Raw genomic sequence first — 22786 nt, 5'->3', positions numbered from 1 at the left:
AGAACATGGCGACGAACATCGTCAAACGCACCGCACTGCTGGTCTCTGTCGCCGTGGTCGCCTTCGTCGTGGGGTGGCTCGTCAGCGGCAGGCGGTTCCCTCCCGCGTGGGAGCTGGTGACCTGGCTGTGCATCTGCACCGTGGCGGTCGCCACCGGCCTGTGGCTGCGTGAGCGGCGCTCGACGCGGCCCTGAGCCGACAGGGCGGGCCCGTTCCCCGGTCCGAGTGGACCGGGGAACGGGCCCGCCGCGTATCAGTGGTGCGGGCCCGGCCGGGGCGAGGCGGGGAGCGGCTCGGCCGCCACGGCCGGGGCGGGCGGGCCCAGCCGGGCGAGCAGCAGGGCGACGACGGCGGCGAGTTCGGCCGCGCTGCGCGACTACGCGGACGAGATCGACGGGGTACGCGTCATCTACTTCGTCACCGCCCTGCGGAACCTGTCAAAGCGATTGAGGCAGGTAGTTCGTTCTAACGCTGCGTCGGGATCGGTGGGTCGTCCTTCGGTTTGTTGATCCAGACGGTGCCTGGGAGTTTGGGTGGTTCGAGTGGCCTGCGGACGAAGCGTTCGGGGTGGCGTTCGTAGACGGCCTGGAGGATGTCCGCGCGCATGTCGCGGAGCCGTTCGGCGAGGCCGAAGTGCACGTGGTAGGGGGTGTGGAGACCGATCCCGGAGTGCCGATGCTCCTCGTTGTACCAGTGGAAGAAGCGGGTGCACCATGCCTTGGCGTCCTCGAGGGAGCCGAAGCGCTCGGGGAAGTCGTGCCGGTATTTCAGGGTCTTGTACTGGCTCTCGCTGAAGGGGTTGTCGTTTGACGTCTTGGGCCTGGAGTGGGACTTGGTGACACCGAGGCCGGCCGGCATCTGGGCGACGTTCTGCGCGACCATCGGCGACCCGCGGTCCGAGTGGATGGTCAACCGCCCGCGGTCGAGGCGGTACTTGGCGACGGTCTCGGACAGGAAGCGTTCGGCGAGATCCTTGTTCTCACGGTCGGCGACCATCCAGCCGACGGTGTAGCGACTGAAGATGTCGATGATCGTGTAGAGGCAGTAGTAGACGCCCTTCACCGGCCCCCTCAGCTTGGTTATGTCCCACGTCCAGACGCGGCCTGGGCCCTCGGCGACGAGCTCGGGGATCTTGCGGGGCGGGTGGACGGCCTGCCGCCGGCGTTCACGGACCTCACCGTGGCGGCGCAGGAGCCGGTACATCGTCGATTCCGAACACAGGTAGACGCCCCGGTCCAGCAGGACCGCGTATATCTCGGCGGGCGCCATGTCGGCGAACTCGGGCGAGTGCAGCACGTCCAGAGCAATTGTCAAATCCTGTGTATCGGTGAGTTTGGTCGGACTTCCCAGGTCGGGCTTTGAAGTTGATCGTTGTGCACGATGATGTCTGCGTGGTCGGTCGGACGGGCTGTGGCGAAGTAGAGCTGCTGGGCAGGGATATAGCGGTTGCGCCAGGACCTTTCGATCTCGGCTGTGTCGGCGATGGATGATCCGGCCAGCGCTGCATCTCGGTCTTTGGCGCGATCTATCGTCTGCTCGAATGGGACGGACACGAAGATGCTCAGGTCCCACCGGTCGATGAGTTCTGGGCGCAGGAGGAAGACGCCGTCGAAGAGCAGTACGGCGTCTTCGGGGGCGGTCGTGGCCGGCGGGGACGAAGGGGTGTCGGTGTCGGCGTCGTAGACCGTGTGCTGGAACCTTCGGTTTCCGCCCGGGCCGAGCGGATCGAGCAGGACTCGGCACAGCGCGGCGTGGTCGTGGGCGTCGAAGTAGCAGCCTTCGGCGGAGTACTGGCCGCGCCGGTAGCGCTGTGCACGGGGGAAGAGGAAGTCGTCGATGGTCGCGCGGATGACGTCGTGGTCCTGCGCGCGCAGGACGACAGCGAGCTCGTCGGCCAGCGTGGTCTTGCCGGAGGCGGGCGGCCCGTCGATGGCGACCCGGAGCGGGTGCGCGGTCGTGATGGACGTGATCACCTCGGTCAGTCTGCGGATGAGTTCCCCGCGGGTGCCTTGGTCCACTGCTGCCTCTCTTACGGTGTCTCGGTTTAGCACCCCATGTCAGGCTGCGGTCGCTGGCTCGCGTTCGACCAGGATGCCGCGTTCGAAGCGGGCGCCGGCTCGGACGAGGGCGACGAGGTGGGGTGCGGTGATCGCGCGCCAGCGGGCCTGGGCGGACTCGGCGAGCTCGTCCTGGACACCGCTGACGGCGTCCCCAAGGTCCCCAGCCCGGGGATCGTCATCATCGACGAGATCGACGCACACCTGCACGTCTCGTGGCAGAAGCGAATCGGCGGCTGGCTCAAGACGCACTTCCCGAACATCCAGTTCATCGTCACCACTCACAGCCCCTACATCTGCCAGGCGGCCGACCCGGGCGGCCTGATCAGGCTCCCAGGCCCCGACGAGGACAGCCCAGTGGAGACGGTGCCCCAGCATCTGTACGACCGGGTCATCTTCGGAAGCGGAGACGACGCCGTACTCTCCGACCTCTTCGGGCTCGACACCCCCTACTCGGAACAGGCAGAGCAGAAGAGGGAAGAGCTCGTAGCCCTGGAACTGGACGTTGTACGCGGCAACGCCACAGAGCAAGAGAAAGCCCACTACCGTGACCTCAAACGCAAGCTGACCAGCTCCCCGGCAACCCGTGTCGACGAGATCGCAGCCCGGCTCCACTCCCGCACCCGGCGGGAACCATGATCCGCATCACCCGGGTGCCGCTCCCGCAGACGGCCCTGACGAAAATGGTCGGATACACAAGCGACATAGGACAGGCATCCGTTCCCCGGCAGCGGGCACGGGAGTTATGGAAGCACACCACCGTCCGGAAGCACATACACCCGGTGCTGAAAAGCACCCTCGCGGAGATGGCGCCCGGGCTGGAACGCTGCATGTACTGCGGGGACAGCCAGGGCACAGACATCGATCATTTTGAGCCCCTCCGGGTCAACCCGCTCAGGACCTTCGACTGGAACAACCACCTGCTGGCGTGCTCCCTGTGCAACAGCCACCTGAAGCGTGACCAATTCCCGACTGCCGACGACGGAACGCCCTTACTGATAGACCCCAGTCGCGAGGATCCTGCCGCGCACCTACACCTCTCACTTGCTGCAGGTGTATATCTGGACCTCTCGGACAGAGGCAAGGAAACGATCACCATATTCGGTCTCAACCGGAGGATTCTTGTTGAGGGGCGCCTCCGTGCCTACCGACTCACTCCGCTTTTACTGGAGCGTTGGCGCGATGCCTTCGAGCTCGGCGATGTGGAGCGTGCGACGCGTTGGGCGGGCGACATCTGGGAACAGCCGACCGCCGATGTCGTCCACGCCATGTTCCACCACGCAGTCACACCAGGAGCCGAAGACGTCTTCGCGGACGAGCCCGAGACTCTTGCCTTACTGCGCGACCCGGTAGTCCGTACGGCCCTGCTCCCCACTGGCTGAGCTTGCCACAGCGCCTTCACGGCCCGGGCTGGTACCAACGTTCACTGTCGAGCAGAACGGGGAGAAGACACGGTCTCTCCCTCGGCTGCACGCCGGTGCGCCGGCTCTGGAGGGAGCGTCCTGGCCGTTGCCGGGATGCGGCCGGTGCTGTGGAGGGCAGCGGCGAGGACAGGGGCCAAGGCATGCGCCGCGTCCTGCGGTGACAGCCGTACGTCGATCCCTGCTACGTGCAGTTCGGCGAGCTGTCCGCGCGGTGCTTTTACGCGAAGACGGCGGTGGATGGCACCAGATGGGGAGGGGTGCACGACCACGGCTGCGCCGGCCCCCTCGGGGGAGTATCCGGCGGTGTAGGTGAGCATCTGGTGGATGTCACCGGCTGAGATGGACCTGTTGTCGTAGCGCTTGTACTTGGCATCCACGGCCAGGAACGTCGGCGGCGTGTTCGCGAAGCACAGCAGGACGTCGGGGCGGAAGGGGGAGTGGGATGAGCGGTCACCGGACACCTTGATCGCCGAGCCGCCGGAGGACGGCACCGGGCGCCCGTGCATCCCGACGGCTACCTCGGCTGCCATCCGTCTCACGACCGCCTCCCACAGAACCTCCATACGCAGTAGCAGGGAATCGGCGGTGTGCCCGGCATCGACCAGTAGGTCGTCGATGCCGCCTCCGTCGAGGAGCAGCCGGGCCCAGGCGTGAGCCGGGCGGTACCGTGCGTTGAGTCGCGTGTACCTGGCTCTCGCAAGCATCTGCACAGCCGCGGCGGGGGTAGTGGGCTGAGGGAAGAGAGCGGCAGTGTCGGCTGCCGCCCGCGCCGGCTCCCGGCGGTCGGCGAGTCGCGCTGCACGGTACAGGGCGGCGCCGCATACTTCGTTCTCCCAGATGGCGGCGTCCCGTTCGAAGGCGCGGAGGTGGAGCCGGTCGAGCTGGCCGTACCGACGGGAGACCTGGGCGGCGAGGTCCAGACGTCCCCGCAGCACCGACTCGACCAGATCGCGGCGGACGTAGTCTCGGCGCAGGCCGCCGAGGAGGAGCGCGCGGCACTCCGCGACGAGGGCAGAGATGACCAGGTCCGTGAACCCGGCGCGGTCGGTCTGCCATCCGCGGGGAGTCGCCGCGTGCCGGACCGGCAGATGGAGGGCATAGCACAGCCAGCTGACCAGCCGGCTGCCGTCCACCGCGGTCTTGGGCTCGATGACCAGCCGGATGCGGTCGAGTACCAGCACACCCACCGTCGACAGTGCCTCGATGCGCCAGCCGTACCGTGTCTCGGAGACCCTCAGGCACCGCTGCTCGGTGAGCGACCGCAGGCGGCTCAGATCCGCGTCTGTCAGCTGTTCCCCCCGCACTTCACGGTACTCGTACTCTCCCAGGCGGACCTCCTGAAGTCGGCCGCGAGGATCACCCATCGAGCGCCTCGTCGACGCCTGCGGCGGTGAACTCTGCGGCGAGCGCGGCGGCCAGCTCGTCCGCGGGTATCAGCGCGAGGCGTCCGGTCTGCGGATCGACCAGCCCGCCGAGCAGGTCCCGAAGCAGGTCAGCGCTGCCGAGGGTGTAGTCCTCCAGCAGTGGGACGATGTCGTCGTGGAAGGCGGCGGCGAGGTGCGTGTCGCTGATGAGCGGCTCGCCGTCGCGCAGAAAGAAGGCGTGGCCGAGCTGGTGGTCGGCGTCCAGGAACCGGACGATCCTGGAGTTGAGATCTTCGAAGAACGCGGCCAGGTCCAGCGGCCCCACTGATCCGGAGACCACGTCCGCGTCAGGACCCACTTCGATGAAGGCGAACCGGCGCCGGATCGCTGCGTCCAGGTGGCCGACGCTGCGGTCTGCCGTGTTCATCGTCCCGATGAGGCGCACATTCGGCGGCACGGAGAACGATCGGCCGCTGACGGGCAGGACCACTGGCATGTCGCGCTTGTCGGGCTCGAGGAGGGTGACCAGCTCGCCGAAGATGCGCGGCAGGTCACCACGGTTGATCTCGTCGATGATCAGCAGAAAGATGCGGTCGGGTTCCTCGGCCGCGGTGGTGCAGAGGTCGAAGAAGACACCGTCAGTGAGCCGTAGCGACAGCCCGCTGCCCGCACCGGCCGGAGCGGGCTTGAAACCCTCCACGAAGTCCTCGTAGCCGTAGGAGGGGTGGAAGGTCACGAGGCTGACCGTAGGCCGGGCCGATCCGGCGCCGTCCTCCCCCTCGTCCTGGTCGAGGATCCGCTCGGCCTCGCGCGGCGTCAGCCGGAACGCGGTGCCCTGCATGCGGTGCACCTTCGGCTCGCTGAGGCTCAGGATCGGATCGGTGTTGAACTCCTCCCAGGTAGGGCCGTCAAGCCGACGGACCCACTCCACGCTCACGCACTCGTCCTCGTTGGACAGGTCGATGCCGGTGATGCGTCCCAGGGCGACGGCCTTCTTCGTGGGTTTGCTTTCGTATCCGACCACCAGGTCGCCGGGCTGCATCTGCTCGTAGTTGCGGGTAAGCCGGCCCTTCCAGAGGGTGGCACTGCCTTCCTTCTCCAGGTCGTCCCAGCGCCAGTTGCTCTTGTTCCGGCTTGTGACGAACAGCCATACCGCGGGCCGCTCCGCCGATCGGACGGTCGGCGACATCATCGCCTTCACGGCATCTTGGCGCTCCGGTACGGGCGCGTCGATCCGGTCCGCCATACCGGTTATGGCCATGGCAGCGCTCAGCGCGAGCCGGGTCTTCCCGGTGCCGGGCGGCCCGTAGAGGATGACCTGCCCCTTGCGTTCCAGCGCGTCGACGACCCGGGTGACCTGGGAAGTAAGCGCCACGTCCGGGGCCTCGCCGGAATCCGGGCGGCCGGATTCTTCCCCGGACGAGGAACCAGCCGGTGCCGAATCCGCCTGCCGCTGTGCCTGCACCTGCTTCCACAGCTTCTGACTGACCGGGCCGAACGTCTGCCGCCATCCGTTCTGCGGCGATTCAAGGACCTGCGCGTACGAGGTGTCCCACGAGACACCGACCAGATGCGGTGCTTCGGGCGACAGCGCATCGTCGTAGGCGTAGCCGGTGTCCGTCACCGTCCCCACGGCCAGCACCTCAGACAGGCCACGGTTCGCGACGATGCGGTCGCCCGGCTTGAGATCGCGGTACGCCAGCAGCCGGCGGGCAAGGGCCAGATGCCCACCTGCCTTCTTCGGCCAGTGCTCGGTGAGCGCTTCTCGCAGCTCGGTGTCGCTGCCGTACTCGGCGAGGTTGCCCACTTCCCCCCAGGCCACGCAGATGTGGCCGTCGCGCAGGCATGCCTCCCAGTACGCGGCATGCTGCCCGGGGGCGACCTTCAGGAGCCTCGGGGACTGCGGCCGCGGGTCGAACGCCTTGTACAGCAGACGAACGACCTCATGCGGGCTCAAGTTCTCCAACTCAGGACGGGCCAGCACCAGCTCGCGCAGCCGCCGGTTCAACCGCCAGGCCGGGGCACCGGAGACAGACCCGCCGAGGAGACCGATGAAGTGCCGCAAGTGATCGCTGGAGTAGACCGGCAGGAACTCGTCCGGGAAGTACGTGGCGAGGGACTTCGTCACCAGCGCAGGGCCGTAGGCGAGTACCTCCAGGTCGTCCACCCGGTCGAAGGCACCCGCTCCTGCCGTCTCGAACGCCGCTACGAACTCTTTGCGCAGTCGCTGCCACGCTTCCTCGGGGTTCATTCCCTTCAGCGGCGCGGACAGCCTCCACTCTCCGCTGCGGTGGCGGAACATGATGTGCTTGCCGGCGGCGCCGCCCCTGATACTGCCGAGGGCATCGGTATGGAACTCCATCCGGGTACAGAAGGGCGGACCCCACTTCTGCCGCTCGGCGAACCCCAACGCATACCGCTCGAGCGGCAACTCAGGCCAACCTTCCAGAGGAAACTCACGAAGTATCTGCTGCCTCTGCTCCTCGGCCTTCGCCAACTCCTTGGCGTACGAGGCACGGTTGAACGCAGCCACAGCGGCTGCCAGAGCGTCCTGTTCCATGCTGTCACTATGGCGCACTACGGCGCCGTGTACCGGAGATCGTCAGCCAAGGGCTGGGGATCCTGTTGCCTGAGCCCCCTATGCGGTGGAACAGCAGCGTTACGGTACGCGCACGGGTTATGGATTGTACGCGCCCAATGATCATGGTCGCTCTGAAGGGCTGTGGGCTGAGCTGATCATGTAGTTGGTTCGGTTGCCTTTGCTGTGGGGTGGGCTGAGGATCGGCGTTGGCGTGTGGGTGCAGTGGTATCTGATCTGCGTGTTTTGGGTTCTGATCAGATTCATTGACTGGACGCTCATGATCATCGGGTGGCTGGAAGCGTGGACCGACCCGTCTGCTCGCGGGGGTGGACTGTCATGGTCAGCGGGGTCTGCCTGTGGCTAGGGCAGGAGTCGGTAGATGGCTCCGGCTCCGAAGTCGGCGACGTAGGTTTCGCCAGCGGCGGTGGTGGCGAGTTGGCCAGGGTTGGTAAAGGTGTGCTGGTGTCGGCGAGCGGGATGCTCCAGAGCCTGTTGTAATCCTCTCCGGTCGCACGCCCTGGTGACGATGCACAGAGAACGTGAACTGAATCTGGGTTGGTGGCTATCGCGACTGGTGTTCCCTGGACGCGGGTGAGTTCTGTTGCTGTGCCGTCCATTTCCACTCGGTGCAGTGCGCCGTCGTGCACGGCGATGAGCAGGGCTTCGTTGTCCCATGCGAAGGCCATGGGTACGCCTTCTGCCTCTGGATCTACGATTTCGCTGCTTTGGTAGTCGTTGCTGTGGTGCAGCACCAGAATGCGGCGGTCCCCGAGGAGACGGACGGCGAGTTCTCCGTCGTCTCGTGCGGCGATCGTGTCCGTCCCTCGGTCGTGGGCGGAGATCAGGGGCACTGCGGTGACCATCCGGTATGCCCCGTCGCTCGTGTCCACTCGCCAGATGTGGCGGCCGCGTGTACTGACGACGAGGCCCTTGGGGGTGCAGGCGATACCGCTGACCGGTGGGAGGCCCAGGGCTCAGTCGTTCTCGCGGTGGGCCCGATACAGCGGATATGGTCCTGATGCCCCAGCTTCGCCGTGTTGGTGATTCGTGATGGAACGACAGGCAGATGTGGCTCGCAGTGCTACTTGGCCAGCCGCAGTGCTACTTGGCCACATGACTGACTGGTTGGGGGCACTCACGACATGGCCGTCGTGCCTGTCCCTGCGGGTACCAGTAACAGCAGGATCTGGAACCGGGCGGTCGTGCACGGTGATCCTGTCGTCATGGCACACGTACTCGTTACTGGTGGGACCGGCTTCCTGGGCTCCCACACGATCGCGCGGCTCTTGGCGTCGGGGCACAAGGTCACGACCACGCTGCGCTCACTGAAGCGGCAACCTGACGTCGAAAAGATGCTCTCCGTGGCTGAGGCGCCGGGGCGGGAGGGAGTCTCCTACGTCGAGGCGGACCTGGCCTCCGACGCGGGCTGGGACAGGGCCGCAGCGGGGGCTGACTATGTTCTGCACATCGCTTCGCCGTTCCCCGCCTCCCGTCCGAAGGACGAGAACGAATTGATTGTCCCGGCGCGCGACGGTGCGCTGCGGGTGCTGCGGGCCGCGCGGGACGCCGACGTCAGGCGGGTGGTCCTGACGTCCTCGTTCGCCGCGGTCGGCTACGGCCACGGCCCGACGGACCGGGTCTTCTCGGAAGCCGACTGGACGAGCCTGGACGGGCCCGGCGTGACCCCGTACGTCAAGTCGAAGACTGTCGCCGAGCGCGCGGCGTGGGATTTCATCGCCGCCGAGGGCAACGGTCTGGAACTCACCACGATCAACCCGGTCGGGATCTTCGGTCCGGTACTCGGTTCCGACTACTCCAGCTCGATCCGCATCATCCACGCGATGCTCACCGGTGCCATGCGTGCCGCGCCGCCGATCTGGACCAATACCGTCGACGTCCGGGACGTCGCCGACCTGCACATCAAGGCGATGACCTCGCCGGCTGCCGCCGGGCAGCGGTACCTGGCACTGGCAGGCGAGCCGATCTCCTTCGAGCAGATCGCGCTCGTCCTTCGCTCCCAGCTGGGCGAAGCGGCTGCGAAGGCCCCCACCCGGTCGGCCCCCGCCTGGCTGCTGCGGCTGCTGTCCACGGTCAGCCCGCAGCTGCGCGAGACGGTGCCGCAGCTGGGCGTGGTCCGCCGGGCCAGCAACGCCAAGGCCCGTGAGCAGCTGGGCGGGGCACCGCGCTCGAACGAGGAGAGTGTTGTCGCGAGTGCACGCAGTCTGGTGCGGCTCGGCCTGCTCGCCGACTAACGTCGAAGGATGCACGACATGGCGGACACCCTCGGCCACTTCCTGCGGGCCCGGCGGGAACAGCTCAGCCCCCAGGAGGCCGGCCTGGCCGCCGGAGAGCGCCGCCGTGTCCCGGGGCTGCGCCGGGAGGAGGTTGCCCACCTCGCCGGCATCAGCCCCGAGTACTACCTGCGCCTGGAGCAGGGCCGCAACCAGCACCCCTCCGACCAGATCCTCGAAAGCCTGGCCGCGGCGCTGCAACTCGACGACGACGCCGTCGCCTACCTGCACCGCCTCGCCCACCCCACGCCCCCGGCCCGGCGACGCCGTCCCCGCTCCCAGACGGGCCAAGCCGACCTCCAGCCCCTGCTCGACGGCTGGCCCCTCACACCCGCCTACGCCCAGGCGACATCCGGCCGCGTCGTCGCCGCCAACCGCCTGGCTGTGGCCTTGTGCCCGTTCTTCGCCGTGGGGAGCAACCCCCTGCGAGCCGTGTTCCTCGAGCCCGAGATGCGCAGCCTCTACCCCCAGTGGGACGACGTGACCGCCAAAGCCGTCTCCGGACTGCGCGCGACCCTCAGCATCGACGACGCCGATCCCGAACTCCTGGAGACCATCGGCGAGCTGACGGTCGCCAGCGAACGCTTCCGCACGCTGTGGGCCAGACGGGAGGTCCGCCGCCGCGCCGCCGGGTACACGCGGTTCAACCATCCCTTGGTCGGGCAGCTGGAACTGCGCTACGAGAAGCTCCTCAGGCCAGAGGCACAGCAACTCCTCGTCGTCTACCACGCCGACCAGGGCTCACCCAGCGCCGAGCGCCTGCAACTGCTCACCAGCCTCTGACCCCGGGCACTGACAGCACGCCTCGCCCGGACTCGGCACCGAAGCCGAGACCGCGGTGGTCAACTGCCGCTGAAGGTCACAGCAGACGCGCAGGCACGGATCCCGGTGAACATGGAGTGTCGAATTCACTGATCACCACAACGGAAGACCGTTGCCTGCCGCGTCATCATCGCCCATCCCCGCCGGGCTGGGCCAACTCGCCGGTTCCGATCCGGCCCGTCCCGATGACCTGCCCGGCCTGCTGGACCGGCTGCGTCGCCTGCCCGACCCGCGCCGCCTGAGGGGCCGACGCCACCCGCTGTCGTACGTCCTGGCCCTGGCCGCCTGCGCGGTCCTGGCCGGAGCGAGTCCCTCAGCGCCATCGCAGAGTGGGCCGCTGACGCCCCTGACCAGCTCCTTCTCCACTGCGGGGCCGCGCTGCGCGATCCGGACCGGCCCTACCGGGCCCCCAGTGAGACGACCGTGCGCCGGGTACTGCAACGCGTCGACGGCGACGCCCTCGACGCAGCGATCGGCGGCTGACTCACCGCCCGTGCGGACGCCTCCCGCGCCGCCGACGAGGACAAATACCCGCCGTCTGGCCCGGTGCGGACAGCGGTCGCGGTGGACGGCAAGTCCCTGCGCGGCGCGACCCGCGCCGACGGCCGCCGTGTCCATCTGCTGCCCGCCTGCGCGCTTGCGCAGCGACTCCAGCGCATCCCCCGACTACGCGGATACCATTCGCGTTCATGCGTGCACGCCAAGCCACTGACACCTGAGGCGCCGTGAGGCGCAGCCGGGCATTGACGACCCACCGCTGCCTAACCGCCAGCGAGATGCGGGCCACCCAGCGAGCAACTGCCCAGGATGGCCTTCGCGGACGTGGAGCTGCTCCGCGCCCCGGAAGCGCGGCAGAGCAGCGCGGACCTCTTCGCTGCCGAAGACGCAAGGTCAGTCTGGCGGCCCGGAGCCTCGGTGCGCAGCCCGAATGGAGTGGCAGCGGGCGGGGTGCTGTCGACCCGGCATACGGTTGCTCCTTTGCGCCGTACGACTGGTGGGCGCGCCGGGTTTGTTGGGGCCCCGCGGGTCGCTTCGCTGCTGCCTTGGTGGCGTCGGAGAATGCGGGGCCGGAGCGGCATACCCGGCAACTGGGGCGAGCGAGGACAGGCCATGGCAAGCGCGAGCGGACGAGAAGGACAGCCCGTTCACGGGGGGAAGGTCGTGGGCTGGCTGTCGAAGGTGTTCGAGCTCACCCCCGCTGGGCTCAACTGGCCGCGAGGGGTGTTGTTCCTGGACATGGCGCTGGTGCCGCTGGTCGTCTTCTGGGCGATCGGGCATGAGCAGTACCTTCTGAGCGCCTTGTTCGGCCTGCTGTTCTCGTGGCTGGCTGACCCGGGAGGCGGCTTGGGACACCGTGCGTGGCATGTCGCCGTCTTCGCGGCCATCGGCGCCGGGCTGACCGCGCTGGGATTCGGCATCGGGGGAGAGGCGTGGGGGTGGCTGGTGCTGGCGACGTTCGCGGTCACGCTGGTGGCCGGCCTTTCGATCGCGTTCGGGGTGCACCGGTTCGTCAGCGCGACGCTTCTCAACCTGTGGTTCGTCATCGCCTTCGCGTCCGGGTTCAGCCTTCACCATGCGGCCCGCATCACCAGCTACACCTGGGCTCAGGTGGTTGCCTGGGCGGGCGGGGCGGGACTGTGGATCGTGTTGACGTTCCTTTGGTGGCTCGTCAGCGGGCGTCAGGAGCGGCCCCAGCCGGTCGAGGAGATCCCTGGTGACATCTCGCGGCGGAAGCTGACCGCGCCGCTGATCATGTTCACGGTGATCCGGGCCCTGGTCATGGCCGGCACCGTCGCGCTGGCCTTCGGACTCAACCTGTCGCACGGCTACTGGATGACGATCGCGGCCATGATCGCGATGAAGCCGACCCTGTCGCAGGCCATGCTCGTATCCGCCCAGCGCCTGACCGGCGCGGCCATCGGCGCCGTCGCGGCCGGCCTGCTGCTGCTGATTCCTGCCAGTGAAACCGGACTCAAGCTTTTCGCGGTGACGCGCGGACTCGAGGTGGTCGCGCTCGTCCTGCTGATGCACGGGGTGGCGATGAAATTCTGGAACTACGCGCTCTACTCCGCGGCCATCGCCGCCGGAGTGCTCATCCTGGTGGACCTTCCGCAGCCCTCCGACTACGCCGCCGAAGGCTACCGGGTGCTGTGGACGCTCTGCGGTGTAGCGATCGCTCTGCTCGTCATACTGCTCGCAGGCCTGCTCGCCAAGCACACCGCCAAAACGCCGCCACAACCCGCCTGAACGCTTTTCGAGATCCGTCGACGGCTTGGTGCGCGCCGTGCCGCCAGGCCGGTGACCGCCCCCGTGTCCTGCTGCAGGAGACGACGACCGCCCAGGAGAGTGAGTCCCTGGTCAGCGGGTGACGAGGACAGTCACGGGCATCGGTTCCGGGCAAAGGGAGGGACGCCATGGAGACGAAGAGCGACCGCCTGTCCATGCTGCTGGCCGCCCTGCGATCCCTGGTGTCAACGGGTCTGCTCGTCACCGCTTACTACGTGCTTCCCCTGGCATCGCCCGTCAGCCCCGCCACCGTCTTCGCGTTCATCGGCGGCACGGCAGCGGTGGCAGTCCTGCTGTCCTGGCAGATCGGCGTGATCAGGCGCTCCGCTCGGCCCACGCTGCGGGCGGTCGAGGCACTGGCGACGACCCTCCCACTCTTCCTGTCGCTCTACGCGGCCGCCTACTACCTGCTGCAGCGCAGCGCGCCACAGAGTTTCGGCGGACCGCTGTCGCGGACCGACGCCCTGTACTTCACGCTGACCGTATTCAGCACAGTCGGTTTCGGGGACATCACCCCACACAGCCAGGCGGCACGGATTCTGGCCATGGGGCAGATGACGCTCGATCTCCTGTGAACTTCGGTCTCGGCGTCCAGGCGTTCCTGACGGCCTGTCGCCTATTCTCTAACGACATGTCCGGGCTCTAGAGGCTATGGGCGCAGCTCAGGCGTATGTTTCTTCCCAACAGTTGATCTCCGAGCCAGTTGGGCTCTGCGGTTGGAGTTCCAATAGACGTAGCGTTAGCTGTCGTCCCCGGTGTAAATGGAGCAGGCTGACCGGGAGGGTGACGGTGCGCACGACGTTCAGTAGCGCCCGCGCGGTACCCCCGTGAGTAGAGGGAGCAGAGCGACGAGCGTGGCCAAAGTCGAGCCCGGCGTGCGGTACCCCCGCGTGTAGGGGGGAGCAGTTCCGCCACCACCGTGAACTCGCCCCGATGCCCGCGTTACCCACGCGGCGGCTGGGGGAGCAGATGCCGAGCGGGTGCCGGGACTATCCGCCGAGCGCGGTACCCCATTCGTAGGGGGAGCAGGCCGCAGGACTCGGCACCGCCACCGGCTACGGCGCGGTACCCCCATGTGTAGGGGGAGCAGTACGCGCAGGCGGGCCACATCACGCGGCCGGCCGCGGTACCCCCATGTGCAGGGGGAGCAGGACGCAGCTGTTGACTGGTGGCGTGGGCAGACCGCGGTACCCCCTCGCGCCGGGGGAGCAGGTCAAGGTACTGGCGGGCGCCGTGCAGGAGGGCGCGGTACCCCCTCGCGCCGGGGGAGCAGCTTCTTCCCGCCTGGTGGGAAAGACCCCTGGCCGCGGTACCCCCTCGCGCCGGGGGAGCAGGCTTTCTGACCTGGGCTGTTGTGTGGGCTTGGTTTTTTCTTTACTTGGTTTCTGGGTTCGTTGTCGCTGTGCTTGGTGGGTTTTGCGTCCTGTGCTGTTCATGGTGTGGTTTTTGCGGGCATGTTGTCCAGCGGTTCGCGGCGGGGGCGTTGGGGTCGGTCGGATGCATGCGGATCTATGACCTTGAGTGGTCTGTTGTGGTCGTTTCCCAGTGTTTTTCTGTCGATGGTGTTTCGGCGAGGACGCTTCGTTGAGCGGGGCTTCATCGTGGTCGTGGTCGTGGTCGTGGTCGTGGTCGTGGTCGTGGTCGTGGTCGCGGTCGTGGTGATGGCTGTGGAGGTGGGTGCTGGTGGGTGTGGTGGAAGATGCAGGGCGCGGGGGAATCTCGTTGGGTCCCTGGGGGAAGTTCGACAGCGCTACGGGGGAGTCGTATGCATTGTTGTTTCATTTGCTGGATGCGGGTGCGGTGGGGGAGGTGTTGTGGCGATGGTTTTTGACGGCGCGGCAGCGGCGGCTCATCGCTGATGGTTTGGGGGTGCCGCTGAAGCAGGCGGGCCAGCTGGTGGCGTTTTTTGCGGCCTGTCATGACATCGGGAAGGCGAGTGCTTTTCAGGCGTGTGAGCCGGTGGCGTGGGCGCGTGTGGGGGAGGCGCTGCGGGCTGATGCGGGTGGGTGGGTGTGGATGCCGCACGGTCGGGCGTCGATGGTGGCGCTGTTGCCGGTGCTGGTGGAGTTGGGCTTCGAGGTGGCGGGCAACGAGAGCGCCGGTGTGCGGGTGGCGCAGGTCGCCGGTGGCCATCATGGCGGGTACCTGGCGTTGGACGTGGCGGGCGAGCTGAAGCAGGACGGCAGGCTGGGCGGCCCGCTGTGGGCGGACCTGCGGCGTCGGTATGTGCTGGTCGTGCACCATCTGCTGGGTGTGGACGCGGTGCCGTCACGGATGTCGGCGCAGGCGGCTGTGCTGATCACGGGTGTGGTGATGCTCGCGGACCGGTTGGTGAGCCAGCGCGGGTACTGGACTCGGCGGGCGTCGGCGCCCGCAGTAGGTGCGGCCGAGCACATGGCCGGTTCTCGGGCGCAGGCCCCGCGGCTGGTGGACCGTGCGGGGCTGACCCGGGTGGTACTGCCTGAAATGCCGTTCGCCCGGGCGCACGGCCTGCCGGAGCCCAATGCGATGCAGGCGTCGCTGATGACGGGTCTGGGGCAGGCGGGGCTGGGCGGTAGGGGTGCGATTGTGCTGGTGACGGATGGTACAGGCGGTGGTAAGTCCGCGGCGGGTCTGGAAGCGGCGCGGTTGCTGAACGCGGCCTGTGGGACGGCGGGCTGGTGCTGGCTGCTGCCGACGACGGCGACGGCGGATGCCGCCTACGACGTTGCGGCGAGGTATGTGGAGGCGCACGGCGCGGACAGGTCGCCGCTGGGCCTGGTGCACCACCACCCGTGGCTGAACCGGGCCTATACCGACCAGCGGATCGCGGCGGACCTTCACGGCTCGACGCGGGACGCCCCGTGGAACGACACGGTGTGGGACGAGGGCGACGGGGAGGAGCGGGAGCGTCCCCGGGAGGCGGTCACGGTCCCGGACCGGTGGCTGCGCGGGTGGGACAGGGCGCTGCTGGCGCAGTTCACGGTGGCCACGGTGGACCAGGCACTGATGGCGGCCTTGCCGGTGCGGCACAGCCCGTTGCGGATGCTGGCCCTGTCGGGGAAGACGGTGATCATCGACGAGGCGCACGTCCTGGACACCTTCACCTTCCGCCAGTTGGAGCGGCTGCTGGTGTGGCTGGGCGGGTTCGGCACGCCGGTGGTGGTGCTGTCCGCGACGCTGCCTTCCCGGGCGGGGGAGCGGCTGGTTGCCGCCTACCTGCGGGGGGCCGGCACCGCCACTCAGGCCGGGCCGCTGGTCGCCCCGTATCCGGGGTGGCTGATCGCGGACGCCGGTACGGGCGCCACCGTGGTGATGGCGGCTGCCGACCGTGAACGGCACCGCGGGCGGCAGCGCCGCAGCGTCATGATCGGCCGGGCGGACGTGGTGTACCGGCCGCTGGGGCCGCTGCCGCGGCAGGTTCAGGCCGGGGAGCGCCTGGCGGTGATCGGAGAGCTGGTCGCCCCGGTGGCGGCCGGCGGGGGATATGCGGCGGTGATGGCCGCGACCGTCACCGACGCGCAGGAGACTTACCGGTACCTGCGCGACACCCTGGATTTCGGTGGGCAGCCCGCTGATCTGGTGTTGCTGCACGCCCGGTTCCCCGGCCGGCAGCGCGAGCGCCTGATGCGCCGGGTACGGCAGGCCCTCGGCCGCAACCGGCCCTATCCCGGGCGGATGGTCGTGGTCACCACGAGCGTCCTGGACGTCAGCCTCGACATCGACGTCGACGTGATGATCAGCGACCTGGTCCCGATCGGCTGGCTGCTGCAGCGCCTGGGCCGGCTGTGGCGGTTCCAGCACGCCTGGACCGGGCAGGAACGGCGGCCTGCGTGGGTGCGGGAGACCGGCGCGTGCCTGACGGTGTGCCACCCCGTCGGCCCGGACGGCGCACTGGACGTGCCCAAGCACTGGTCACACATCCCCGCGTTCACCCTCCACGCCACCGCCGCGGTCCTCGCCGCGCGCACCGCCGGGCAGCCCCTCCTCCTGCCCGACGCCGTGCCCGCCTTGGTGGAAGAAGTACAGGCCCTCCTGGACACCGAGAAGGGCGCCGCCGTCGACGCCGAACTGCACCGCGCTTACACCGCATTGGTGAGGGCGCAGGAGCACCTCAGCTCCGCCCAGCTGATCCCGCCGCCGCACCGCGTGGCGTCTCTGTTCGACCTGCACCGCCAGCCGCTGACCGCTGCGACGGCCGCCACCCGCCTGGGGATGCTGCCCCGCCCGCTGCTGCCCTGCTATCGCACGCCGCACGGACGGCTGGCCTTGGACGCGGCCGGCCGTTTCGAACTACCCGAAGGGAATCTGCGGCCCGCGCACGTACGGGCCCTCCTCGGCCGGAGCGTGCCGGTGCCCGCGGCGTGGGTGGCCCGCCCGGGCGCCGACCACCCGCGGCCGCCCAGCGCCTGGAGGGGCCACCCTCTGCTGGGCGACCTGGTCCTGCTGCCCCTGACCGCCGACCGGGCGCCGACAGCGTTCGGTGACCACCTGCTGCACCTCGACCCCGAACTCGGCCTGGTGCATCAGCACACCCCCGCCGTCTGACCGCGCGCCGCCGCACAGTGGCCCCCTACGGGCTCCGCTGCGCGGCGCCTTCGGCCGGGCGCCGGGCGCCGGGCGCCGGGCGCCGGGCGCCCCCCACGATGGGTGCTTTTAGCAGACCAGGGGAGAAGAATTCTCATTTATACAGTGATTCACGGGGATCTGTACGGATGCGGCTAACGTGACAGGGCGTGACTTTCGGCTCTGCTGTCGCACTGGCCACGCCTGAACCACCGCCTCTTGGGCTGCAGTTCGGGAGCGGTCGGGTTTGCGACGCCCGGGCCGTCGGGTCGCGCACCGGTTCTCGCATGACGGAGGTGACCTATTCCTCCCCGCCCTTCAGCCTCCGCCGACCGCCCCCGATATCCCGTCGACACCCGCCCGTGGGTGCCGGTTCGCACCGGCAAGCACATAGAGCCTGTGGGATTGCGGGAACTGTTCTGCCGCGCCCACCAGATCCATGATCTTGCGCTTCCCCTCGCCGCGGCCATTGCAGGCTTGCAGCGGATCCTCGTCGCGATCCTTGCCCGCCTGACCGGGTTGGACCAGCCCGGCACCAGCGTGCAGGAGTGGAACCAGCGTCGCACCGACCTGCTCAACACCCGCGGCGGCTTGGACCCGGCCGGTATCGACGCCTACTTCGACCGGTACACCTGGGACGCTTTCGACGTTGAGCGGCCCTGGATGCAGGACGCCTCGCTGGCCGACCATTGCCGGGTCCCTTCCGGGATCAACGCGCTGATCATGGGGCGGCCCTCGGGTGACAGCCTGTGCTGGTTCGAACCGGACACCGACACCGACCCTGCACCGGCTCCCACCGACCAGGCCCTGTGGCACCTGCTGATCAACCACTACTACGGCAACCCGGGCCGCCTGACACCACGCACCGCGGGCGGCACCGCGAGCGGCCAGGGCTCGGCCGGGCCGCTGCGCGGCACCCTGTCCTTCCACCCGCTGGGCCGCACTCTTCTGGAGACCCTGGCGCTGGGCCTGCCGCCGCTGACCGACGACGAGAACACCGCCGCCGACGCCTGCCCCTGGGAAGAGCCGGCTCCCCCCGAGCCGCTGGCACCGCTGCCACCGGTGACCTGGCCCGGCAGGCTGCTGACCGGCCGCTCCCGGCACGCTGTCCTGCTGGTACCGGGACCTGACGGCACGACCGTCACCGACGCCTACCTGACCTGGGCCACCCAGCAGCCACGGCTGGAAGCAACCGACCCCTACCTGGCCTACCGCACCGACCCCAAGGCACCGGTCGAAACGCGCCGCGTCCCGCGCATGGCGGAGACCGGCCGCTCGGTCTGGCGCGACCTGGATGCGCTGCTCCTGGCCGGCGAGGAGAACTCCGCCAGCCCCCGCCCGACCGCCTTCACCACCCTCAACGACCTGCCCGCAGGCGTCCGGGACGCCCTGCGGGTCCGCGTAATCGGCTTCGACCAGGACGTCGTCCTGGTCAAAAACCGCCTGTGGTACAGCGCGCTGACCCCGCCGATCTGGAACTGGGCCCAGGAACACGACCCGGACACCGCCCGCAGGATCCGCGACTGCTGCACCACCGCCGAGCAACTCGGCCACCTCCTGGGCAAGGTCGCCGGCCGCGCCTGGAAAGAGATCACCTCACCACCGGCCGCCACCGCCCGCCCCCACAAGCCCGGCGCGAAGAACCCCGCGTGGTCCGCACGCGCCCGCGCCGCCTACTGGCCGCAGGCCGAAGCCACGTTCTGGCGCCTGATCCACGACACCCCCGACACCCCCGTCCGACCCGCGTTCGCTGCCGACGCGGTGCGCGCCCTGCGCACCGTGTCCACCGCGAGCCTGCCCCAACACGCCCGCGCCGGCGAGGTCCTCGCCGCCGCCATCGCAACCCTGCTGCGGGACCCCACAACCCCCCGCGCCTCCCGGCGACCCCACAAGGCCCCCGTATGACGACAGCTGCTGAACGCCACGCCGACCACGACCTGTTCATCGACACCGTCCGTGGCCTGTGCCAGGACCCCGGTGCCCGCAGGGCGATCAGCCGCAGCCGCGGCCGCGGCCTGAGCCACTGCGCCGACGCCCACTCCTACCTGGCCGAGCACGTCTTCCGGCACCCCATCCGCAAGTACGCACCGCGCGCTCACTACACGGTGGCCGCCCTCATCGCCGCCACCAGCACCCCGCACACGCCTGACCAACCGCCCCCCAACACCCCCTGCACGCCGAGACCGCCGCAGGCACACCACCACCGCTCACCCCGGCGTCACCACCGGGCGCCGACCCGCACCCCCGCACCCCCACAGGCGCCGCCGGCGGCCCGGCAGACGCCACCGCCGGCACCACTGCTTCCGGACCGGCCGGTGGTACCACCAGCGGGCCCGAGGCAGCCCGCGCCGCATGGGATGCCTGGCACCGCCGCCCCGACCTGGGCCGCACCCTCGCCGAGGCCGTCCTGCGCCGCGCCCTCGCACACGACAGCGCCACCCGCCGGCTGAGGGCCCTGGGAAAGCTCAGCACCGACCTGCTCCACCCGCGCCTGCCAGCCCTGGCCAAGCTCCTCGACCAGGCCGGACTCGACACCGACTTCGCCGTCCTGCTCGACGACCTGGTCTGGTGGGACACCGACCGGGCCCGCATCACCAGCGCCTGGACGCTGTCGTTCCACCTCGCCGTGGGCGGCGACACCCCAGCCCCCACCGACCTTGCGGAGACATGATGGCCTCCCGCTTCCTCGAACTGCACATCCTGCACAACGTGCCCGCCTCCCGCCTCAACAGCGACCAGGACGGCGAACCCAAATCCCTGACGTACGGGAACGTCGTGCGCGCGTGCGTGTCCTCCCAGTGCTGGAAACACGCCGTGCGCCACACCATCGAAGAGCAGGCCCAGGAGTACGCCACCCGCACCCGCAACCTGCCCTACCGCCTCACCGAGCGCCTGATCGGCGACGGCTGGCCGTCGGACCTCGCGGCCTTCGCCGCCGCGGAAGTCGCGCGCTGCGCCGGACCGAAAGGCCTCTCCCCAGGCAAAGAACTGCAGACCACCGCAAACATGCTCTACCTTCCCGCCGACGTCCTGACCGGCCTTGCCGCCCTGTGCCAGACCCACCGCGAGGTTCTGACCCAGGCCGCGAAGAAAGCCGCCGACCGCGCCCCGCAGGCGGCCCCCGACACGCCCCCGCCTACCGCCCGCAAACCAGCCGGTAAGAAGCGCCGCACCATCCCGGACACGCGCCTGCTGCCCACCGCCGACGTCAACGCACTGCTGACCGACCGCACCGGCACCATCAACCTGCTCGGGCGGATGCTCACCGACATCCCCGGCGGCACCGTGTCCGGCGCCGTCGACATCGCACCGGCCTTCAGCGTCCACGCCGCCGACTCGCAACCCGACTGGTTCACCACCGTAGAGGACTGGCCCCGCCCCGACACACCCGGCAGCGCCCACATGGACACCGCCTACTTCACCACCGCGACCCTCTACCGCTACGCCTGCCTGAACATCACCGACCTGCAGCGCAACACCGGCGACCTCGACCGCGCCCGCCGCCTGACCGCGCTGTTCACCGAGGCGTTCATCCTCAGCATGCCGCAGGCCAAACGCACCAGCACAGCCCCCCACACCCTGCCCCACCTGGTCCACTACACCATCCGTGACCGCCGCCCCGTCTCCTACGCACCCGCCTTCGAACAGCCCGTCAAAGCCCCCCACGCCGGCGGCTACACCACCACCGCCATCCAGACCCTGTGCGCCTACGCCGCCGCCACCGACCGGCTCCTGGGCACCGCCCACCGCCACACCCACGGCTACACCACCCTCGACGACGGCGACCTGCCGCTCGGCACCGCACACCGCGGCTACGACGACCTCATCACAGCCTGCACCGCCGCCGCCTTTACCCCCACCACTCCGCCGGCCGCAGGCAGCCTCGACACCGCCCTGCTGCCCGCACAGGCAGCCGCCGCATCGTGAGCACACTGCTGCTGCGGCTTGCCGGACCGCTCAGTTCCTACGGCAGCGCATCCTCCTTCCACCACCGACGCGGCACCCACCCCCATCCCACCCGCTCCGCCCTGATCGGCATGTTCGCCGCCGCCCAGGGCAGGCCTCGCCAGCACGCCCTGACCCCACACCACGACCTGCCGGACGAGCCCAGCTACCACGACCTGACCTTCACCATCCGCATCGACCGTCCAGGCACTCTCCTCACCGACTTCCACACTGTCGGCGGCGGCCTCCCCCACGGCGAAGGCCTGCGCATGAGCAAAGGCGGCTACCGCAGCGCTGCCCGCTCCACCCTGGTCACCCGACGCGACTACCTCGCCGACGCGGTCTTCACCGTCGCCGTTCAAGGCCCCGAACCTCTGGTGGAGCGGATCGCCACCACCCTGGAACACCCCGTCTGGGCCCCCTACCTCGGGCGCCGATGCTGCATCCCCGACGAGCCCCTCCTCTTGGCCGCCTCGGTCCCTGACCCCGTCACAGCCCTGCGCGCCGCCGTGCCCCTCTGCCTGACCGCACCCCCGCCGCCAGGGGCGGCCACCACGCCCGTCGACTTCATCTGGGAACAGCAGCCGGACACCACCGTCGCCTGCCGCCACTACGAACTGCCCCACAGCCCCATCGACTTCACCCCCGGTCAGCGCACCTACACCACCTACTCGGTGTGGTCCACCACCGAACCCCTGCCGACCGACCTGTACGCAGGCCCCCAGCCCCTGCACGCCCTGACGGCCTACCGGCACGCCCACCACCGCGCCGACCACACACCCGACCACCTGCTCGACCAGGAGCCGCCATGCCGCCCGCCGTCCTCGACGCCGGCCCCCTGACCGCCGCCCTCACCCACATCCGCCTGCGCCGCAGCAACCCCGACGCCCGCCGCGACCTGCTCGACACCGTCGCCCTCCACAAGACCGTCATGCGCCTGGCCCCCGACAACCTCGGACCCCACCCCCGCCAAACTGCCGGCCTGCTCTTCCGCCTCGAGCCCGGCCCCGCCCCCACGCTCATCGTCCAGACCACCCACCCCCCGCTGCTGCACCACCTGCCGGACGGCTACGGAACCGCCCGCGTCCACGACCTCAGCCCGATCCTGCGCCTGCTGACCGGCGGCATGACCGTCCGCTACCGCATCACCGCCAACCCCATCACCATGCAGTCCCACCCCACCGACCCCGACAAGCCACGCCGCCGCATCGCCCTCAACGGAACCGACGCCACCGCCTGGTGGACCCGGCGGGCCGCCCGCGCAGGACTGGTCATCCACACCACCGATGCCACCATCCGCGCCTTCCACCGCCGCGATCCCGCCGGCCCCTGCCACTCCCTCATCCAGTTCGACGGCCACGCCACCATCACCGACGCCGACCAGCTGCGCCACACCCTGACCCGGGGCATCGGCAAAGCCAAGGCCTACGGCGCCGGCCTGCTCACCCTCGCCCCCGCCTGACAACGCCCG

Annotated in this window: 16 protein-coding genes and 1 pseudogene; 13 read left to right on the top strand and 4 right to left on the bottom strand. The window is 69.3% G+C overall.

Annotated features, from left to right (window positions below; translation table 11 throughout):
• The first annotated feature begins 5 nt into the window (after positions 1 to 5).
• Entirely contained in the window at positions 6 to 194 is a 189-nt protein-coding gene (locus tag OG900_00365; protein WUH88730.1) for a hypothetical protein, read from the top strand.
• 271 nt (positions 195 to 465) lie between these two features.
• On the opposite strand, the pseudogene OG900_00360 reads toward OG900_00365, so the two are convergent.
• A pseudogene (locus OG900_00360) lies at positions 466 to 1302 on the bottom strand (DDE-type integrase/transposase/recombinase).
• An 8-nt stretch (positions 1303 to 1310) separates the two neighbouring features.
• Positions 1311 to 2018: a cytidylate kinase family protein gene (locus OG900_00355; GenBank protein WUH88729.1), complete on the bottom strand. Its 708-nt coding sequence runs from the start codon at positions 2016 to 2018 to the stop codon at positions 1311 to 1313.
• A gap of 36 nt (positions 2019 to 2054) precedes the next feature.
• On the opposite strand from OG900_00355, the gene OG900_00350 reads away from it, so the two are divergent.
• Both OG900_00350 and OG900_00345 read left to right on the top strand, forming a co-directional pair.
• Positions 2055 to 2696: an AAA family ATPase gene (locus OG900_00350; protein WUH88728.1), complete on the top strand. Its 642-nt coding sequence runs from the start codon at positions 2055 to 2057 to the stop codon at positions 2694 to 2696.
• Positions 2693 to 3439 (top strand): HNH endonuclease, encoded by a 747-nt coding sequence (locus OG900_00345; protein WUH88727.1) that lies wholly within the window; start codon positions 2693 to 2695, stop codon positions 3437 to 3439. The genes OG900_00350 and OG900_00345 overlap by 4 nt, the downstream gene beginning before the upstream one ends.
• Before the next feature lie 41 nt (positions 3440 to 3480).
• Here the strand turns inward: OG900_00345 and OG900_00340 are convergent, their stop codons facing one another.
• Both OG900_00340 and OG900_00335 read right to left on the bottom strand, forming a co-directional pair.
• Positions 3481 to 4845: an McrC family protein gene (locus tag OG900_00340; protein WUH88726.1), complete on the bottom strand. Its 1365-nt coding sequence runs from the start codon at positions 4843 to 4845 to the stop codon at positions 3481 to 3483.
• Positions 4838 to 7405, bottom strand: coding sequence for an EVE domain-containing protein (locus OG900_00335; protein WUH88725.1), 2568 nt, complete (start codon positions 7403 to 7405; stop codon positions 4838 to 4840). The genes OG900_00340 and OG900_00335 overlap by 8 nt, the downstream gene beginning before the upstream one ends.
• A gap of 1244 nt (positions 7406 to 8649) precedes the next feature.
• Between OG900_00335 and OG900_00330 the strand changes: the two genes are divergently transcribed.
• From OG900_00330 to cas6e, 10 genes are all read left to right on the top strand, one after another.
• On the top strand, positions 8650 to 9678 hold the full coding sequence (locus tag OG900_00330) for an aldehyde reductase (GenBank protein ID WUH88724.1): 1029 nt from the start codon (positions 8650 to 8652) through the stop codon (positions 9676 to 9678).
• Positions 9679 to 9687: 9 nt separating this feature from the next.
• Positions 9688 to 10500: a helix-turn-helix transcriptional regulator gene (locus tag OG900_00325; GenBank protein WUH88723.1), complete on the top strand. Its 813-nt coding sequence runs from the start codon at positions 9688 to 9690 to the stop codon at positions 10498 to 10500.
• Positions 10501 to 11700: 1200 nt separating this feature from the next.
• Positions 11701 to 12786 (top strand): FUSC family protein, encoded by a 1086-nt coding sequence (locus OG900_00320; protein ID WUH88722.1) that lies wholly within the window; start codon positions 11701 to 11703, stop codon positions 12784 to 12786.
• 167 nt (positions 12787 to 12953) lie between these two features.
• A complete protein-coding gene (locus OG900_00315; protein ID WUH88721.1) occupies positions 12954 to 13400 on the top strand; it encodes a potassium channel family protein in 447 nt (148 codons plus the stop codon).
• 1108 nt (positions 13401 to 14508) lie between these two features.
• Positions 14509 to 17352, top strand: a complete 2844-nt coding sequence (locus OG900_00310; GenBank protein ID WUH88720.1) for an HD domain-containing protein — start codon at positions 14509 to 14511, stop codon at positions 17350 to 17352.
• A gap of 384 nt (positions 17353 to 17736) precedes the next feature.
• On the top strand, positions 17737 to 19275 hold the full coding sequence (casA, locus tag OG900_00305) for a type I-E CRISPR-associated protein Cse1/CasA (GenBank protein ID WUH88719.1): 1539 nt from the start codon (positions 17737 to 17739) through the stop codon (positions 19273 to 19275).
• Positions 19272 to 19820, top strand: coding sequence for a hypothetical protein (locus tag OG900_00300; protein WUH88718.1), 549 nt, complete (start codon positions 19272 to 19274; stop codon positions 19818 to 19820). The genes casA and OG900_00300 overlap by 4 nt, the downstream gene beginning before the upstream one ends.
• 217 nt (positions 19821 to 20037) lie before the next feature.
• Complete coding sequence (gene cas7e, locus OG900_00295; GenBank protein ID WUH88717.1) at positions 20038 to 21297, top strand: type I-E CRISPR-associated protein Cas7/Cse4/CasC; 1260 nt, start codon at positions 20038 to 20040, stop codon at positions 21295 to 21297.
• Positions 21294 to 22157: a type I-E CRISPR-associated protein Cas5/CasD gene (gene cas5e / locus OG900_00290; protein ID WUH88716.1), complete on the top strand. Its 864-nt coding sequence runs from the start codon at positions 21294 to 21296 to the stop codon at positions 22155 to 22157. Before cas7e ends, cas5e begins: the two co-directional genes overlap by 4 nt.
• On the top strand, positions 22124 to 22777 hold the full coding sequence (cas6e, locus tag OG900_00285) for a type I-E CRISPR-associated protein Cas6/Cse3/CasE (GenBank protein ID WUH88715.1): 654 nt from the start codon (positions 22124 to 22126) through the stop codon (positions 22775 to 22777). Before cas5e ends, cas6e begins: the two co-directional genes overlap by 34 nt.
• The last annotated feature ends 9 nt before the right edge of the window (positions 22778 to 22786 follow it).

Origin of the sequence: Streptomyces sp. NBC_00433 (assembly GCA_036015235.1) — a bacterium.
Classification (GTDB): Bacteria; Actinomycetota; Actinomycetes; order Streptomycetales; family Streptomycetaceae; genus Actinacidiphila.
Note: the sequence above shows the minus strand (reverse complement) of the source record. Positions and strands in the feature narration are given on the sequence as shown.